General features: G+C 70.4%; 12 protein-coding genes. 1 reads left to right on the forward strand and 11 read right to left on the reverse strand.

Annotation, left to right across the window (positions count from 1 at the left end; all coding sequences use genetic code 11):
• Positions 1-2: 2 nt before the first annotated feature.
• The 8 genes from AAME72_RS02730 to AAME72_RS02765 all read right to left on the reverse strand — a co-directional run bounded on the left by AAME72_RS02730 (position 3) and on the right by AAME72_RS02765 (position 13,415).
• A complete protein-coding gene (locus AAME72_RS02730) occupies positions 3-1,667 on the reverse strand; it encodes an ATPase, T2SS/T4P/T4SS family (RefSeq protein ID WP_348788703.1) in 1,665 nt (554 codons plus the stop codon).
• A 201-nt stretch (positions 1,668-1,868) separates the two neighbouring features.
• The gene (locus tag AAME72_RS02735; protein ID WP_348788704.1) at positions 1,869-2,099 is read right to left on the reverse strand and encodes a hypothetical protein; all 231 of its coding nucleotides are present in this window, start codon (positions 2,097-2,099) and stop codon (positions 1,869-1,871) included.
• Between the two features lie 179 nt (positions 2,100-2,278).
• A complete protein-coding gene (rpoC, locus tag AAME72_RS02740; RefSeq protein ID WP_348788705.1) occupies positions 2,279-6,154 on the reverse strand; it encodes a DNA-directed RNA polymerase subunit beta' in 3,876 nt (1,291 codons plus the stop codon).
• A gap of 49 nt (positions 6,155-6,203) precedes the next feature.
• On the reverse strand, positions 6,204-9,701 hold the full coding sequence (gene rpoB / locus AAME72_RS02745; RefSeq protein WP_348788706.1) for a DNA-directed RNA polymerase subunit beta: 3,498 nt from the start codon (positions 9,699-9,701) through the stop codon (positions 6,204-6,206).
• A gap of 293 nt (positions 9,702-9,994) precedes the next feature.
• Positions 9,995-11,026 (reverse strand): NAD-dependent epimerase/dehydratase family protein, encoded by a 1,032-nt coding sequence (locus tag AAME72_RS02750; protein WP_348788707.1) that lies wholly within the window; start codon positions 11,024-11,026, stop codon positions 9,995-9,997.
• A gap of 49 nt (positions 11,027-11,075) precedes the next feature.
• Positions 11,076-11,750, reverse strand: a complete 675-nt coding sequence (locus tag AAME72_RS02755) for a response regulator transcription factor (RefSeq protein WP_348788708.1) — start codon at positions 11,748-11,750, stop codon at positions 11,076-11,078.
• Positions 11,747-12,889, reverse strand: a complete 1,143-nt coding sequence (locus AAME72_RS02760) for a histidine kinase (RefSeq protein ID WP_348788709.1) — start codon at positions 12,887-12,889, stop codon at positions 11,747-11,749. Before AAME72_RS02760 ends, AAME72_RS02755 begins: the two co-directional genes overlap by 4 nt.
• A gap of 7 nt (positions 12,890-12,896) precedes the next feature.
• Complete coding sequence (locus tag AAME72_RS02765; protein WP_348788710.1) at positions 12,897-13,415, reverse strand: hypothetical protein; 519 nt, start codon at positions 13,413-13,415, stop codon at positions 12,897-12,899.
• 163 nt (positions 13,416-13,578) lie between these two features.
• Here AAME72_RS02765 and AAME72_RS02770 point away from each other — a divergent pair, with 163 nt between their 5' ends.
• Entirely contained in the window at positions 13,579-14,457 is an 879-nt protein-coding gene (locus AAME72_RS02770; protein WP_348788711.1) for a fused MFS/spermidine synthase, read from the forward strand.
• Between the two features lie 35 nt (positions 14,458-14,492).
• On the opposite strand, the gene AAME72_RS02775 is transcribed toward AAME72_RS02770, so the two are convergent.
• From AAME72_RS02775 to AAME72_RS02785, 3 genes are read right to left on the reverse strand one after another with little or no spacing between them, the layout of a single operon-like run.
• A complete protein-coding gene (locus tag AAME72_RS02775) occupies positions 14,493-15,422 on the reverse strand; it encodes a biotin-dependent carboxyltransferase family protein (RefSeq protein WP_348788712.1) in 930 nt (309 codons plus the stop codon).
• Positions 15,419-16,036, reverse strand: coding sequence for a 5-oxoprolinase subunit PxpB (pxpB, locus tag AAME72_RS02780; RefSeq protein WP_348788713.1), 618 nt, complete (start codon positions 16,034-16,036; stop codon positions 15,419-15,421). The genes AAME72_RS02775 and pxpB overlap by 4 nt, the downstream gene beginning before the upstream one ends.
• The gene (locus tag AAME72_RS02785; RefSeq protein WP_348788714.1) at positions 16,033-16,794 is read right to left on the reverse strand and encodes a 5-oxoprolinase subunit PxpA; all 762 of its coding nucleotides are present in this window, start codon (positions 16,792-16,794) and stop codon (positions 16,033-16,035) included. Before AAME72_RS02785 ends, pxpB begins: the two co-directional genes overlap by 4 nt.
• Between the last annotated feature and the right edge of the window lie 35 nt (positions 16,795-16,829).

A 16,829-nucleotide genomic window follows, 5' to 3' on the forward strand; every position in this document is an offset into this window, starting at 1 on the left:
TGTCATGCGACGACTCTGAGGATCTCTTCGACCGAGGTGAGGCCGAGCTTCGCCTTCTCCCATCCGTCCTCGCGGAGGGTGAGCATCCCTTGCTGGCGGGCGGCGCCGCCGATCTCGGCGCTGGAGGCGCGGTCGACGGCGAGGCGTTCGATCTCCTCGGTCACCGCCATCACCTCGTGCACGGCGATCCGGCCGCGGTACCCGGTGTTGGAGCAGGTCGGGCAGCCGACCGGCGCGAAGACCTGGGGAACCGGCTGGTCCGCGGCCACGTCGAAGCGCAGCCTGCGAAGGTCCTCCGCGGCGTACGACGCGGGCTGCTTGCAGCGGTCGCAGAGCCGTCGGGCGAGCCGCTGGGCGACGACGCAATCCAGCGCGGACCCCACCAGGAACGGTTCGATGTCCATCTCGGTCAGGCGGGTGACGGCGCTCGGCGCGTCGTTCGTGTGCAGGGTCGAGAGCACGAGGTGACCGGTCAGCGAGGCCTCGATCGCGATCTGCGCCGTCTCGTGGTCGCGGATCTCGCCCAGCAGCACGACATCCGGGTCCGAGCGCAGGATGCTGCGGAGCGCCGACGCGAACGTCAGTCCGGCCTTCGGGTTCACCTGCACCTGGTTGATGCCCGCCATCCGGTACTCCACCGGGTCCTCGACGGTGATCACGTTGATCTCCGGCCGGGCGACGGCGTTCAGCGTCGTGTAGAGGGTGGTCGACTTGCCGGAGCCGGTCGGGCCGGTGACCAGGATCATCCCGTACGGCTTGGAGTACGACGTCTTGTAGGTCTGGAAGTTGCGCTCCAGCAGGTTCAGGTCCCGCAGCGACATGCTCGTGTTGCTGTTGTCGAGGATCCGCATGACGACCTTCTCGCCCCACACGGTCGGCAGCGTTGCGACGCGCAGGTCGATCTGGCGGCCGCCGTGCACGACCGACATGCGGCCGTCCTGGGGCTTCCGCCGCTCGGCGATGTCGATGTCCGACATGATCTTCAGCCGCGAGATCACGCCGTTCTGGATCGCCTTCGGCGCAGACTGCATCTCGTGCAGCACGCCGTCGATCCGGTACCGGACCCGCACATCGTGCTCGGCCGGCTCGATGTGGATGTCGGACGCGTGATCCTGGATGGCCTGGCTGACCAGCAGGTTCACGAACCGCACGATCGGGGCGTCGTCGTCGCCGGACTCCGCGATCGACGCCTGCTCGACGGGAGCGGACTCCTCCTCGAGGGTCGAGGTCAGGTCGCTCAGCTCGCCGTCGGCGCGCACGTACCGGTCGATCGCCGCCAGCAGGTCGGCCTGGTCGGCGACCGCAGGCGCGATGCCCATGTGCGAGGCCGCGCGGACGTCGTCGATGGCGAACACGTCGCCGGGGTCGGCCATCGCCAGGATGACGAGCCCGTCGGCGACGCCGATCGGCAGCACGGTGTGCCTGCGGCAGATGGCGCCGGGGATGAGCGTGACGGCGGCGCGGTCGACGGGATAGTCCGCCAGCTCCACGAAGGGAAGGCCGGACTGGGCCGCGCGGGCGCGGGCGATCTGGCCGGGCGTGATCGCGCCGTTCTGGAGCAGCTCCCTGACCACCGACTCGTCGGCGGTGGGCTCTGAGGAGATCCGGTCGAGATACTCGATCGGAAGATGGCCGTGAAGGATGAGGATCTCGGTCATGGACGCCACGGGGGACCTCCTTGCGGGTAGGACCTGCCGGCCGGGTCGGGTGATGCCGGCAGGGCCGCATCACGCCCGGGCGAGACTCCGGGGGCGACGAAGCAGTTCACAGTAACCGCACGGTTTGCACGCAGAACAGCCCCGCGAGCGGGTGCCCCGCGCGCGGGGGTCAGCCATGAGGCCGGGTGAGAGGGCCCCTCGGTGCGGGGGTCAGCGGCGCTTGAGGTCGCCGCGGCGGCCGGCCAGGTAGACGAGGACGCCGGCGATGACCGCGCATCCCATCGTCGCCAGCCAGAACGGCAGCGTGCGCGTGGCGTTCCCGGAGACCGCGAGCGCGATCCCGGCGACGAAGCTCAGGACCGCCACGACCAGCGCCGCCCCCGCGCAGCCCAGCATGGTCTTGCCGGTGCTGTCGGTGTACTCGAGGAGCTGGCGCCACATGCTCCCATTCTCCCGCATCCACGCACCCGCGTTGTCCACAGGGAGCCTCACGAGTACGCAGAGAATGCCCCCGAAACCGCCGAGTACGCGGAGAATCTCCGTACTCGGCGGCTGGACGCCCCGCCCGGAAACGACGAAGGCCCCCGGCGGGTGCCGGGGGCCTCAGTCGTACGGGAACCTTAGTTGTAGGTGCCCGGGGTGTAGTCGTCCGAGCTGAAGCTGTCGAAGTCGACGAAGCTCAGGTCGTTCTCGCTGAACGCGGAGTCATCGGTGAAGATGCGGTTCGGGTAGCGCTCCGCCTTCGCCTCCTCCGTGGCCTCGACGGAGACGTTCCGGTAGCGCGACAGGCCGGTTCCGGCCGGGATGAGCTTACCGATGATGACGTTCTCCTTGAGACCGATCAGCGGGTCGGACTTGCCCTCCATGGCCGCCTGCGTCAGGACGCGGGTGGTCTCCTGGAAGGACGCGGCCGACAGCCACGACTCGGTCGCCAGCGAGGCCTTGGTGATACCCATGACCTCCTGACGGGCCGAGGCCGTCTTCTTGCCCTCGGTCAGCGCAGCACGGTTGATCTCGTTGTACCGCGAGCGGTCGACGAGCTCACCCGGCAGCAGGTCGGTGTCGCCGTGGTCGACGACGGTGACCTTGCGGAGCATCTGACGGACGATGACCTCGATGTGCTTGTCGTGGATCGGCACACCCTGCGAGCGGTAGACGCCCTGGACGCCGCCCACGAGGTGCTTCTGCACCTCGCGGACACCCTTGACCCGGAGGACCTCCTTCGGGTCGACGGTGCCGACGATCAGCTGCTGGCCGAGCTCGACGTGCTGCCCGTCCTCCACCAGGAGGGTGGAGCGCTTCAGCACCGGGTAGACGTGCGGCTCGTCGCCGCTGTCCGGGGTCAGGATGACCTTGCGGGACTTGTCCGTCTCCTCGATGACGATGCGGCCCGCGGCCTCGGCGATCGGGGACGCACCCTTGGGGGTACGCGCCTCGAACAGCTCCTGGACGCGCGGCAGACCCTGGGTGATGTCGTCCGCGGAGGCCGAACCACCGGTGTGGAAGGTACGCATCGTCAGCTGGGTTCCGGGCTCACCGATCGACTGCGCCGCGATGATGCCGACGGCCTCGCCGATGTCCACCAGCTTGCCGGTCGCGAGCGAACGGCCGTAGCAGGCGGCGCAGACGCCGACCGCGGACTCGCAGGTGAGCACCGAGCGGACCTTGATGTCGGTCACGCCGGCGGCCACCAGCTTGTCGATGAGCACGTCGCCCACGTCGTCTCCGGCCTTCGCCACGACGGTGCCGTCCGCGGCGACCGCGTCGGTCGCGAGCGTCCGGGCGAACACGGAGTTCTCGACGTTCGGGTCGCGGGTGAGCACGCCCTCGGCGTCCACGGTCGCGATCGGCAGGTCAAGACCCTTGGTCGTGCCGCAGTCGTCCTCGCGGATGATGACATCCTGCGAGACGTCCACCAGACGACGGGTCAGGTAGCCGGAGTCGGCGGTACGGAGAGCCGTGTCCGCCAGACCCTTACGGGCACCGTGCGTCGCGATGAAGTACTCGGCCACCGACAGCCCCTCGCGGTACGAGGAGATGATCGGACGAGGGATGATCTCACCCTTCGGGTTGTTCACCAGACCACGCATACCGGCGATGTTGCGCACCTGCAGCCAGTTACCACGGGCACCGGAGGTGACCATGCGGTTGATGGTGTTGTCCGCCGGGAAGTTGGCGCGCATCGCCTCGGCCACCTCGTTGGTCGCCTCGGTCCAGATCTTCACCAGTTCCTGACGACGCTCGAGGTCGGTCGTGAGACCCTTCTCGAACTCGGCGGTGATCTTGGCGGCCTTCTTCTCGTAGCCGGCCACGATCTGCGCCTTGTTCGGCGGGGTCAGGATGTCGCTCAGCGACACCGTGACGCCCGAGCGGGTGCCCCAGTAGAAGCCGGCGTCCTTGATGCGGTCGAGCGCGGCTGCGACCTCCACCTTCGGGTACCGCTCCGCCAGCGCGTTCACGATCGACGAGATCGTGCCCTTGTCGGCGACGTCCTCCACGTACGGGTAGTCCGCCGGCAGCGCCTCGTTGAAGAGGGCGCGGCCGAGGGTGGTCTCCACGATCGCGGTGATCGGCTCGGCACCCGTGTCGGCGGCGTCCGACGGCACGTAGTTGTCGAGGCGGATCTTGACCTTGGCGTTCAGGTGCAGCGTGCCCTGGTCCTTCGCGAGGATCGCCTCGGAGACCGAGGAGAACGCGCGACCCTCGCCCTCGGCGCCTTCGCGCACGGTGGTGAGGTGGTGCAGACCGATGATCATGTCCTGCGAGGGCAGGGTGACCGGGCGTCCGTCCGACGGCTTCAGGATGTTGTTCGAGGCGAGCATCAGGATGCGGGCCTCGGCCTGGGCCTCCACCGACAGCGGGAGGTGCACGGCCATCTGGTCACCGTCGAAGTCCGCGTTGAACGCGGCGCAGACGAGCGGGTGGAGCTGGATGGCCTTGCCCTCGACGAGCTGCGGCTCGAACGCCTGGATGCCCAGACGGTGCAGCGTGGGGGCGCGGTTCAGCAGAACCGGGCGCTCGCGGATGATCTCCTCGAGCACGTCCCACACCTGCGGGCGCGAACGCTCCACCATGCGCTTGGCGGCCTTGATGTTCTGAGCGTGGCTCAGGTCGATCAGGCGCTTGATCACGAACGGCTTGAACAGCTCCAGGGCCATCTGCTTGGGCAGACCGCACTGGTGCAGCTTGAGCTGCGGACCCACGATGATGACCGAACGGCCCGAGTAGTCCACGCGCTTTCCGAGCAGGTTCTGGCGGAAACGACCCTGCTTGCCCTTCAGCATGTCGCTGAGGGACTTGAGGGCGCGGTTGCCGGTACCCGTCACGGGGCGGCCGCGGCGGCCGTTGTCGAACAGCGCGTCGACGGCCTCCTGCAGCATGCGCTTCTCGTTGTTCACGATGATCTCGGGCGCGCCGAGGTCGAGCAGACGACGGAGGCGGTTGTTCCGGTTGATCACGCGGCGGTACAGGTCGTTCAGGTCGGAGGTCGCGAAGCGGCCACCGTCCAGCTGGACCATCGGGCGCAGCTCCGGCGGGATGACCGGGACGACGTCGAGGACCATCGCGGCCGGCGAGTTGCCGGTGGCGAGGAACGACGAGACAACGCGCAGACGCTTGATCGCGCGGATCTTCTTCTGGCCCTTGCCGTTCGCGATCTGCTCGCGGAGCAGCTCGGCCTCGGCGTTCAGGTCGAACGCCTGCAGGCGGCGCTTGATCGCCTCGGCGCCCATGAACGCCTCGAAGTACAGGCCGTAGCGGTCCACGAGCTCGTTGAAGTCCGCGTCCTCCGGCTTGAGGTCGCCGACCTTGAGGGTGCGGAACGACTCCCACACGCGCTCGAGGCGGGCGATGTCCTCGTCGTAGGACTTGCGGATCTGGCCCATCTCCTTCTCCGCCGTGTCCTTGACACGACGCTTCTGGTCGGCCTTGGCGCCCTCCTCCTCGAGCGCAGCGAGGTCGCCCTCGAGGCGCTGCAGGCGGTCGGCCACACGGGCGTCGCGCTGGTCGGACAGCGTCTTGATCTCCAGGCGCAGCTCGTTCTCGAGGCCGGGGAGGTCGGCGTGACGGCCGTCCTCGTCGACATCGATCACCATGTACGCGGCGAAGTAGATGACCTTCTCGAGGTCCTTCGGCGCCATGTCGAGCAGGTAGCCGAGACGGCTCGGCACGCCCTTGAAGTACCAGATGTGCGTGACGGGCGCGGCGAGCTCGATGTGGCCCATGCGCTCACGGCGCACGGAGGACTTGGTGACCTCCACGCCGCAGCGCTCGCACACGATGCCCTTGAACCGGACGCGCTTGTACTTGCCGCACGAGCACTCCCAGTCGCGGGACGGGCCGAAGATCTGCTCTCCGAACAGGCCGTCCTTCTCGGGCTTCAGCGTGCGGTAGTTGATCGTCTCGGGCTTCTTGACCTCGCCGTAGCTCCAGCGACGGATGTCGTCAGCGGTGGCCAGGCCGATACGCAGCTCGTCAAAAGTTGTTGCGTCGAGCAATGTTCCTTCTCTCCTATGGAAGATTCGTCAGTTGGGTCTGGCTACCGGGTCAGATCTCGTCGATGGACGACGACTCGAACCGGGAGGAGATGTTGATGCCGAGCTCCTCCGCAGCGCGGAAGGCCTCGTCGTCCGCGTCGCGCAGGCTGACCGCCTGCCCGTCGGCCGACAGCACCTCCACGTTCAGGCAGAGCGACTGCATCTCCTTGATGAGGACCTTGAAGGACTCCGGGATGCCCGGCTCCTGGATGTTCTCACCCTTGACGATGGCCTCGTAGACCTTGACGCGGCCGAGGATGTCATCCGACTTGATGGTCAGGAGCTCCTGCAGCGCGTACGCGGCACCGTAGGCCTCGAGGGCCCACACCTCCATCTCACCGAAGCGCTGACCACCGAACTGCGCCTTACCACCGAGCGGCTGCTGGGTGATCATCGAGTACGGGCCGGTCGAACGCGCGTGGATCTTGTCGTCGACCAGGTGGTGCAGCTTCAGGATGTACATGTAGCCGACCGACACAGGGTCCGGGTACGGCTCGCCGGAGCGGCCGTCGAAGAGCTGCGTCTTGCCGGAGCCGCCGATCAGGCGCTCTCCGTCGCGCGTCGGGAGGGTCGAGTCGAGCAGACCCGCGATCTCCTCCTCCTTCGCACCGTCGAACACCGGGGTCGCGACCTTGGTGTTCGGGGCGGCGCTGAACGCGGCCTCGGGGAGCTCAGCGGCCCACTTCGGCTTGCCCTTGATCTCCCAGCCGTTCTTGGCGATCCAGCCGAGGTGGATCTCCAGGACCTGACCGAAGTTCATGCGGCCCGGGACACCCAGCGGGTTCAGGATCACGTCGACCGGGGTGCCGTCCGCGAGGAACGGCATGTCCTCGACCGGCAGGATCTTCGAGATGACGCCCTTGTTGCCGTGACGGCCGGCGAGCTTGTCACCCGCGGTGATCTTGCGCTTCTGGGCGATGTAGACCACCACGCGCTGGTTCACACCGGAACCGAGCTCGTCGTCGCCGTCCTGCGCGTCGAAGACCTTGACACCGATGATGGTGCCCTCCTCGCCGTGCGGGACCTTGAGGGAGGTGTCGCGCACCTCGCGGCTCTTCTCGTTGAAGATCGCGCGGAGCAGGCGCTCCTCCGCCGACAGCTCGGTCTCGCCCTTCGGCGTGACCTTGCCGACGAGGATGTCGCCGGGGCGCACCTCGGCGCCGATGCGGATGATGCCGCGCTCGTCGAGGTCGGCCAGGAGGTCTGGGCTGACGTTCGGCAGGTCGCGGGTGATCTCCTCCTTGCCCAGCTTGGTGTCGCGGGCGTCCACCTCGTACTCCTCGATGTGGATCGAGGAGAGGGTGTCGTCCTTCACCAGGTTCTGGCTGAGGATGATCGCGTCCTCGAAGTTGTGACCCTCCCACGGCATGAACGCGACGAGCAGGTTCTTGCCGAGCGCGAGCTCGCCGTTCTCGGTGGCGGGGCCGTCGGCGACGACCTCGCCCGCCTCGATCCGGTCGCCCTCGTCCACGACCACGCGGTGGTTGTAGGAGGTGCCCTGGTTCGAGCGGTCGAACTTGCGCAGGTAGTAGGTCTTGTACGTGCCGTCGTCCGCCTGGACGGTGACAGCGTCGGCCGAGACCTCGCTGACCACACCCGACTTCTCGGCGATGACCACGTCACCGGCGTCGATGGCCGCGTAGCCCTCCATACCGGTTCCGACGACCGGGCTCTCCGAGCGGAGCAGCGGCACCGCCTGGCGCTGCATGTTCGCACCCATGAGGGCTCGGTTGGCGTCGTCGTGCTCGAGGAACGGGATCAGGGAGGTACCCACCGACACCATCTGGCGCGGGGAGACGTCCATGTAGCCGATCTCCTCGGCGGGGATCAGGTCGACCTCGCCGCCCTTCTGACGGGCGAGCACGCGCTCCTCGGTGAAGTGACCGTTGGCGTCGAGCGGGGCGTTGGCCTGCGCGACGACGAAGTCGTCCTCCTCGGAGGCGGTCAGGTAGTCGATCTGGTCGGTGACCCGGCCGTCGACGACCTTGCGGTACGGCGTCTCGATGAAGCCGAAGGAGTTGATCCGCGCGAACGACGCGAGCGAGCCGATCAGACCGATGTTCGGGCCTTCCGGCGTCTCGATCGGGCACATGCGGCCGTAGTGCGACGGGTGGACGTCGCGGACCTCGACGCCCGCGCGCTCACGGCTCAGACCACCGGGGCCGAGGGCCGAGAGGCGGCGCTTGTGGGTCAGACCCGCGAGCGGGTTGTTCTGGTCCATGAACTGCGAGAGCTGCGAGGTGCCGAAGAACTCCTTGATCGCGGCGACGACGGGTCGCACGTTGATCAGGGTCTGCGGGGTGATCGCCTCGATGTCCTGCGTGGTCATGCGCTCGCGGACGACGCGCTCCATGCGGGACAGACCGGTGCGGACCTGGTTCTGGATGAGCTCGCCGACGGCGCGGATGCGACGGTTGCCGAAGTGGTCGATGTCGTCGATGTCCAGGCGGATGTCCGCGGGCTGCCCGTTGCGGAGGCCCTTGATCGTGGTCTGGCCGTCGTGCAGGGCGACCAGGTACTTGATCGTGGCGATGATGTCCTGGACGGTCAGCACCGAGTCCGTGAGCGGAGCCTCCAGGCCCAGCTTGCGGTTGATCTTGTAGCGGCCGACCTTGGCGAGGTCGTAGCGCTTCGGGTTGAAGTAGAAGTTGTCCAGCAGCGCACGCGCGGCCTCGGCCGCGACCTGCTCGCCCGGACGGAGCTTCCGGTAGATGTCCTTGAGCGCCTCCTCCTTGGTGAGGATGGCGTCCTTCTCCAGGGTGAGCTCGATCGACTGGTAGCCGGCGAACTCGGAGAGGATCTCCTCGCTGGTCAGGCCGAGGGCCTTCAGGAAGACGGTGACCGACTGCTTGCGCTTGCGGTCGATGCGGACACCGACCTGGTCGCGCTTGTCGATCTCGAACTCGAGCCACGCACCGCGGCTCGGGATGATGCGCGCCGAGTAGATGTCCTTGTCGGACGTCTTGTCGGCGGCGGCCTCGAAGTAGACGCCCGGCGAGCGGACGAGCTGCGACACGACGACACGCTCGGTGCCGTTGATGATGAACGTGCCCTTCTCGGTCATCAGCGGGAAGTCGCCCATGAAGACCGTCTGGGTCTTGATCTCACCCGTGAGGTGGTTCATGAACTCGGCCTCGACGTAGAGCGGGGCCGCGTAGGTCTTGCCCTTCTCCTTGCACTCGTCGATCGAGTACTTCTTCTCCTCGAGGAACGGGTTGGTGAAGGAGAGCTGCATGGTCTCGCCGAGGTCCTCGATCGGAGAGATCTCCTCGAAGATCTCCTCGAGGCCCGTGGCGGCGGGCAGATCCTGACGACCCTGCTCCTCGGCTTCGGCGACGCGTGCCTTCCATGCGTCGTTGCCGACCAGCCAGTCGAAGCTCTCGGTCTGCAGAGCGAGCAGATCGGGAACGGTGAGGGTGTCCGTGATCTTTGCGAACGAAAGACGAGATGCGGCTCGTCCGTTCTTGGGTGTCTTGTCAGTGTTGGTTGCGTTGCGCGCAGCAGCCAAGGAAATAACCTCCGTGGGCCCCGTCGGGCCAGATTACTGTCGGTGGTGAGTAGGTTCGTGGACGAGTACTCCCAGGCGCATCGCTCACGCCGTATCTGACCCGGTGATCCGGGCCCAGGCGCGCGCGGGGAAAGTCAGAGCCGACCGCAATATGAAGGCAGATGTGTGGACTGGGAGCGCAAAGAACAACTATATGTCAAATAGACGCGCCGTGTCCAGTCTTTTCTTGACCCGGGGCGCAGTCTCGGTGTATAACCCCGCGCGCCCCCTTGGTATTCCGGTGATCGTAGCGGTCAGCGGAGGCGCGGCGGGAGGGTGTCGACGGTCGCGAGGACGGCCTCCTCGCGCGAGCGCGGGTCCCAGCCGAGGACCGAGCGCGCCTTGGCGGAGGTGGCGTTCCTGCGCACGCCGATCTCGGGGAGCGACCCGCGGACGCGGCGGCTGAACGGAGCCGCGGCCCGCAGCATCCAGTCGGGCATGAGCTTGGTGCTGATGCCCGCGCCGGCCGCCTCGCCGAGGTGGCCTCGGATGAGCAGCGCCACCTCCGGCGCGCTCATGGCGTCCCCCGCCGTCGCGATGAAGCGCTGCCCCGCCGCCTCGGGGCGCGTCATCGCCAGCAGGTGCAGATCGGCCACGTCGCGGACGTCGACCACGCCGAACCAGACGTCGGGGAGCCGGCGGAGGCGCCCCTCCCGCACCAGCTTGACCAGCTCGACGGAGCTGGAGTAGTCCGGCCCGAGGACCGGGCCGAGGACGCTGACGGGGTTGACCGTCGCCAGCTCCAGTCCGCCACCCTCCGCCGCCGCGAAGGCCCAGGCCGCACGCTCGGCGATCGTCTTCGACCGGGCGTACGGCGTGACCGGGCGGCCGCTCTCCAGGTCGGTCCAGTCCTCCTCGGTGAAGGGCCGGTCGGTCGGCGCGTGCCCGTAGCCGATCGCGGCGAAGGAGGAGGTCTGCACCACGCGTTCGACCCCGGCGTCCCTCGCGGCCCGCAGCACGCGCAGCGCCCCGTCGCGGGCGGGCACGATGAGCTCGTCCGGGTCCTTCGGCTGCACGGCGGGGAACGGGGATGCGACGTGCAGCACGAACCGGCAGCCGGCGACGGCGTCCGCCCAGCCCGCATCCGAGGTGAGGTCGGCCACGGCGAACGTCAGCCGGTCCCCCGCGTCCTCGAGCCCTCCCTCGGCGAGCTGCGCACGCACGTCGGCGGCACGACCCGGTGTGCGGATCGTCGTCCGCACCTCGTAGCCCGCCGTCAGCAGCGCCAGCACGCAATGCGCGCCGATGAAACCGGAACCACCCGTCACGAGCACACGATCCGTCATGCGGCCATCCTGCGCCGGATCCGGCCGACAGGCGACCCCACGACCGCGATCAGCTTCGGACGAGCGCGATCGCCTGCGCCCTGTCCCGCACCGCGAGCTTGGCGAAGATCGCGTTGATGTGCGTCTTCACCGTGGCGACGCTGACGTACAGAGAGGACGCGATCTCGCCGTTGCTCAGGCCGTCCGCGACCAGGGCGAGCACCTCGGCCTCCCGCCGGGTGAGCGCGGGAAACCGTGCCACGAGCGCGCCGGCGTGGTCGGGGGCGGGAGCGGGGGACGCGGCGGTCAGGTTCCCGATGATCCTCGCGCCCACCTCCGGCGCGAACGTGGACTGGCCGCGCGCGACGGCCCGGACGGCGGCCGCGAGCTCGGCCCTGCCCGCATCCTTGGTCAGGTAGCCCCGCGCCCCGGCACGGAGGGCGCCGAGGATGGACTCGTCGTCCGCGTAGGTGGTGAGGACGAGCACCGCGGTCTCCGGGGCCTCGGTGCTGACCCTCGCGGTCGCTCCCACCCCGTCGAGGACCGGCATCCGCAGATCCATCAGGATCACGTCGGGCCGCTCGGAGACGGCAAGCGCGACCGCCTCCTCCCCGTCCGCGGCCGCCCCGACGACGTCGACGTCCGGCAGCAGGCCGAGCACGGTGACGAGCCCGTCGCGGATGATCGCCTGATCGTCCGCCACGACGACCCGGATGCGCGGCTCGGCGGCCTCCTGCCCGCTCACGCGAGCCTCGCCTCTGCGGTCACGGTGAAGGCGTCGCCGTCCACACCGGCGGTCGCGACGCCGCCGAGCGGGAGGGCGGCGAAGCGCTCGCGCATCCCCTCGATGCCGTGGCCGCCGCCGGTCGCGGCCAGGTCGGAGCGCGCTGCATCCCCGAGCGGGGTCGAGACGGTGAGGCGCACCCGGTCATTCTCCCAGTCCAGCCGGGCGCGGACCGGCTGTCCCGGCGCGTGCTTGCGGGCGTTGCTCAGCGCCTCCTGCAGCGCGCGCTGCAGCGCGGTCGCCTGGTCGGCCGTGAGGGTGCGCGGCCGGCCGGCGACGACCACGCGCGCCTCACCGCCGAGCGAGCGGTGCGCGGCGACGAGATCCTCCATCGACGCGGTGAACGCGGGAGGATCGACGGCCGCCCCGCCTGCGTTGGGCTCCCGGAGCGCGGCCACCGCGCGGCGCGCCTCGGAGAGGCCGCCCGCCGCGAGTCCGCGCGCGGCGACGACGCGCTCCCGGGCCGCGCCCGTGTCTCCCGCCTCGAGCAGCGCATCCACCGCGTCCAGCTGGATGACCAGGCCGCCGAGGCTGTGCGCGAGCACGTCGTGGAGGTCGCGGGCGATGGCGATGCGCGCCGCCTCCTCCCGGATGGCCGCCTCCCTCTCCCGCAATTGCGCGGCCTGCGCCTCCGCCCGGCGGAACTGCCGCCGGCTGAGGCCGGCGAACCCGCCGAGGACGATGCCGCCCATCTCCGCCAGCAGCGCGGGCGCGCTGGTCCCGAACGGGACCGCGCCGATCGGGATGAGGGCGACGGAGACGATCACGACGCCCGCGCCCGCCCCGAGCGGGAAGGCGACGTCGCCCAACAGGATGAGGACGGCGATCGCCGCGGGGACCACCGCGATGCCGTCGGTTCCCGCGGCGGTCAGGCTGCCGCCGAGAGCGGCCACGAGGGCCAGGGCGGTTCCCGTCCTGAGCAGACCGGCGATCGCGCACACGCCGCGCGCCGCCCACGCGACGACCGCGGCCAGGGAGACGACGAGCACCCACACCGGGCGATGCGCGGTGTGGGTGCTCACCAACGACCAGGCGACGACCACGGCGCCGACGAGGTTCAGCGCGAGGCCGAGGGCGCCCGGCCGGTTCAGAGAGTCCACGAGACCATCATGCGGCGAGCGCGGCGTGCCGATCGAGCCGCGCCGCGAAGACGGCGGTGCGGGCGACGCGGTTCGCCGCGAGCACGAGCACGATGACGCCGGTCGACGCGGCCAGGTGCGAGCCGGCCACGCCGGCGAGGACATCGACGCCGACGCGGACCGCGATCACGACCACCCAGAGCACGAGGCCGAGCACGCCGGTGCGCGACTCGTACGTCGCCGTGTAGCGATCGTCCTTGCCGAGCCGCACCGGCTGAGCGAGCGGGCGGAAGTGCGCGATGGCGCCCATCCACGCGCCGACCCCGAGCGAGATGACGAGTTCGACGACGACGACGACGAAGTCGAGCGGGGTCAGCGACGACGGCTTCACCTGCTGAACGAGCAGCACGACGCCGACGACAGCGGCGATGGCGGGCAGCCGCCACATCTTCGCGATCGACACCGGCCGCCAGGTCATCTGCCGGTAGCCGATCCAGCCGATCGCCAGGACGATGAGGATGGCGTTGCCGAGCGTCTGAACGGACATGAGAACCTCCCGCGGCCGGGCCCTTCCCTGCCACCCCTTCAGCGTCGCGGACCGCGCCGCCGGCCGGGACCATCCCCGGGTGGAGACGCGGGTGGAGATCGGGTTGAACGACCGGGTGGGACGACCGGGTGGGGAGATCGGGTTGGCGACTAGGCTGGCGTGCGTGCCGGCCACCCCCTCGAACGTCCCCTCCGTCGTCCTCTCCGAGAGCGGGTACACGGCGTCGATCGAGCCGGATCGTTTCGTACCGGGCGCCTACCAGCTGATCGTGGACGGCACCCCCCAGTCGCACGTGAACCCGGACGACCCGTCCCAGCTGTTCTTCGAGTACGTGCAGCGGATGGGCAACGTGATCGACCTGATCGGCGAGCCGGGTCAGCCCATCACCGCGGTGCACCTCGGGGCGGGCGCGCTCACGCTCCCCCGCTACGTCGCATACACCCGGCCGGGTTCGCGCCAGCAGGTCGTCGAGCTGGAGAGCAGGCTCGTGGACCTGGTGCGCGAGGAGCTGCCGCTCCCCCGGTACGCGCAGATCCGCGTGCGGCACGGCGACGCCCGCGAGGTGGTCGGCAAGCTCCCGACGGGACTGCGCGGCGCGGTCGACCTGCTGGTGATCGACATCTTCAGCGGGTCGCGCACCCCCGCGCACGTGACGAGCGTCGAGTTCTACCGGTCCGCGGTGTCGCTGCTGAAACCGGACGGGATCGTGCTGGTCAACGTGGCGGACGGCCCTCCGCTGTCGTTCGCCCGCAGCCAGGTGTCGACGCTCGGCGCCGTCGTCGGGAACGTCGCCGCGCTGGCGGAGACCCAGGTGCTGAAGGGACGCCGGTTCGGCAACGTCGTCCTGGTCGGCTCCGACTCGCCGCTGCCGCTGGAGTGGCTGCCGCGCCTGCTCGCGAGCGGACCGCATCCCGCCAAGGCGGTCGCTGGCGCCGAGCTGCGCACGTTCGCGGCGGGTGCGCCGATCGTCACGGATGCGACGAGCGTGCCGTCGCCGCCGCCCGCGCGCAGCATCTTCCAGTCGGGGACGCGCAGGGACTGATCGGCGTCACGTGGCGAGGGGCTCGCCGCGCCGGCTCAGGCGTGCCGGAAGAGCACCGCGTCCCCCGGGCGGAGCTGCGCGAACCGGTCGAGGTCGGCGTCGGCGACGACCGCGATCACCGGATAACCGCCGGTCACGGGATGGTCGGCGAGCAGCACGGTCGGACGCCCGTCCGGCGACACCTGCACCGACCCCGCCACCATCGGCTCGCTCGGGAGTTCGGCGGTCACGGCGCGCTCCAGCAGGGGCGTCGCGTGCGGGTGAACGCCGGCGGCGTGGGCGGGGATGCGCGGCGGGTCGAGCCGGGCGCCGACGCGGTCCGTCTGCGCGCTCACCCGCCACGGGACGGCGAAGAAGACCTCCAGCGCCGTGTCCGTGAACCAGTCGGCGCGCGGCCCGCGGTGGGCGCGGACCTCGACGGGGCCGCCTGAGCCGTCCGGCGCGGCGACCACCGGCAGGAAGTCGAGCGCGGGGACGCCGGTGACGGGCGCCGGCCCGACCGGCAGCACGTCGCCGGCGGAGAGCGGTTCCGGCCCGATGCCGGAGAGGGTGTCGCGGGAGCGGGAGCCGAGCACCGCATCCACGTCGATGCCGCCGCGGACGGCGAGGACGCGGCGCACCCCGGACACCGCGGGGGCGATCAGGATGGTCTGGCCGGGTTCCGCACGGACGGCCGCGAACGCGTCCACCGGACGGCCATCGAGCAGCACGGCGCCCGGCGCTCCGGTCACGGCGAACCAGACCGGGGCGTCTCCGTCCAGCCTCGCCTCGAAGCCGCCGACGAGCAGCTCGAGCCCGGCGAGGTCCTCGTCGTTGCCGACCAGCCGGTTCGCGAGCCGGAGGGCGCCGCGGTCGAGGGCACCGGAGACGCCGACGCCGACGGCGGCGAGACCGGGACGGCCCAGGTCCTCGACCAGCGCGAGCGGACCGGGCTGGACGATGCGGAGGCGCGCGTGCCGGCTCACCGCTGCTCCTCGAACCGGACGGCCATGCCCGGGCGCAGCAGCGCGGGCGGGTCGGCCGCGGCATCCCACAGCACAGCCTCCGTCCGGCCGATGAGCTGCCAGCCGCCCGGACTCGACCGCGGGTAGACGCCGCTGAACTCGCCGGCGAGCCCGACGGACCCCGCCGGCACCCGTGTGCGCGGCGTCGCCCGCCGCGGCACCCGCAACCGGTCGTGATCGGTGACCAGGTAGGCGAAGCCGGGCGCGAACCCGCCGAACGCGACCCGCCAGAGCGAGCCGGTGTGCAGGGCGACGACCTCGCGAGGACCGACGCCGAGCAGGGTGGCCACCTCCGCCAGGTCGTCGCCGTCGTACCGGACGGGGACGGTCACGACCTCGGCTGCCTGCTCGGCCCCGCCCGCCGGCTCCGTCCGCTCCAGCCAGCCGTGCGCGGCGCTGAGCGGAAGCACCCGCGGATCGACGGTGACACCGATCGTGCGCGCCGCGGGCACGAGGTCGACGACGCCCGGTGGTCGGGAGGCGTCGAGGGCGCGGTAGAGCGCGAGCACCTCGTCTAGGCCGTCGAGCTCCACCACGAGCGCGCGGTCGCCGGAGGGCAGGATGCGGCGGCTCACGCGAACGCCTCCACGCGCAGCCCCTCCGCGTCCAGCCGGCGCCGCACCGCGGCCGCCATCGCGACGGCGCCCGGGGTGTCGCCATGGACGCAGAGGGAGTCGACCTCGACCGGGATGTCGACGCCGTCCGCCGCCGTCACACGGCCCTCGGCGACCATCCGCACGGCGCGCTCGGCGATCGCCTCCACGTCGGAGAGCACGGCGCCGGGCTGAGAGCGCGGCACCAGCGCCCCGTCGGCGCGGTAGCCGCGATCGACGAACGCCTCGCGCACGAACCGGAGTCCCGCGGAGCGCGCGGCGCGCTCGACGGCGGAGCCCGACAGCCCGAGGACGGCGAGTCCCGGATCGAAGGCGGCGATCGCATCCACCACGGCGCCGGCCTGCTCCTCGTCGGCGACGATGCGGTTGTAGAGCGCGCCGTGCGGCTTGACGTAGCGGACCGGTGTGCCCGCGACCCGGGCGATCCCCGCCAGGGCGGCCAGCTGATAGAGCACTTCGTCGCGCAGCTCGGCAGCCGGGACGTCCATCGCCCTGCGGCCGAACCCGGCGAGGTCGCGGTAGGAGACGTGCGCGCCGACGCTCACGCCGTTCTCCGCCGCGGTGCGGCAGGTGCGGAGCATCGTCGACGGGTCGCCGGCGTGGAACCCGCACGCCACGTTGGCACTCGTCACCAGCCGGAGCATGGCGTCGTCGTCGCCCATCCCCCAGGCCCCGAAGGACTCGCCGAGGTCGCTGTTGAGGTCGACGGAACGCTCCATGGCCCCATTCTGCCCGGCTCGCGGGGAGAGAGCGG

It is taken from the genome of Leifsonia sp. NPDC080035 (assembly GCF_040050925.1).
Lineage (GTDB): Bacteria > Actinomycetota > Actinomycetes > Actinomycetales > Microbacteriaceae > Leifsonia.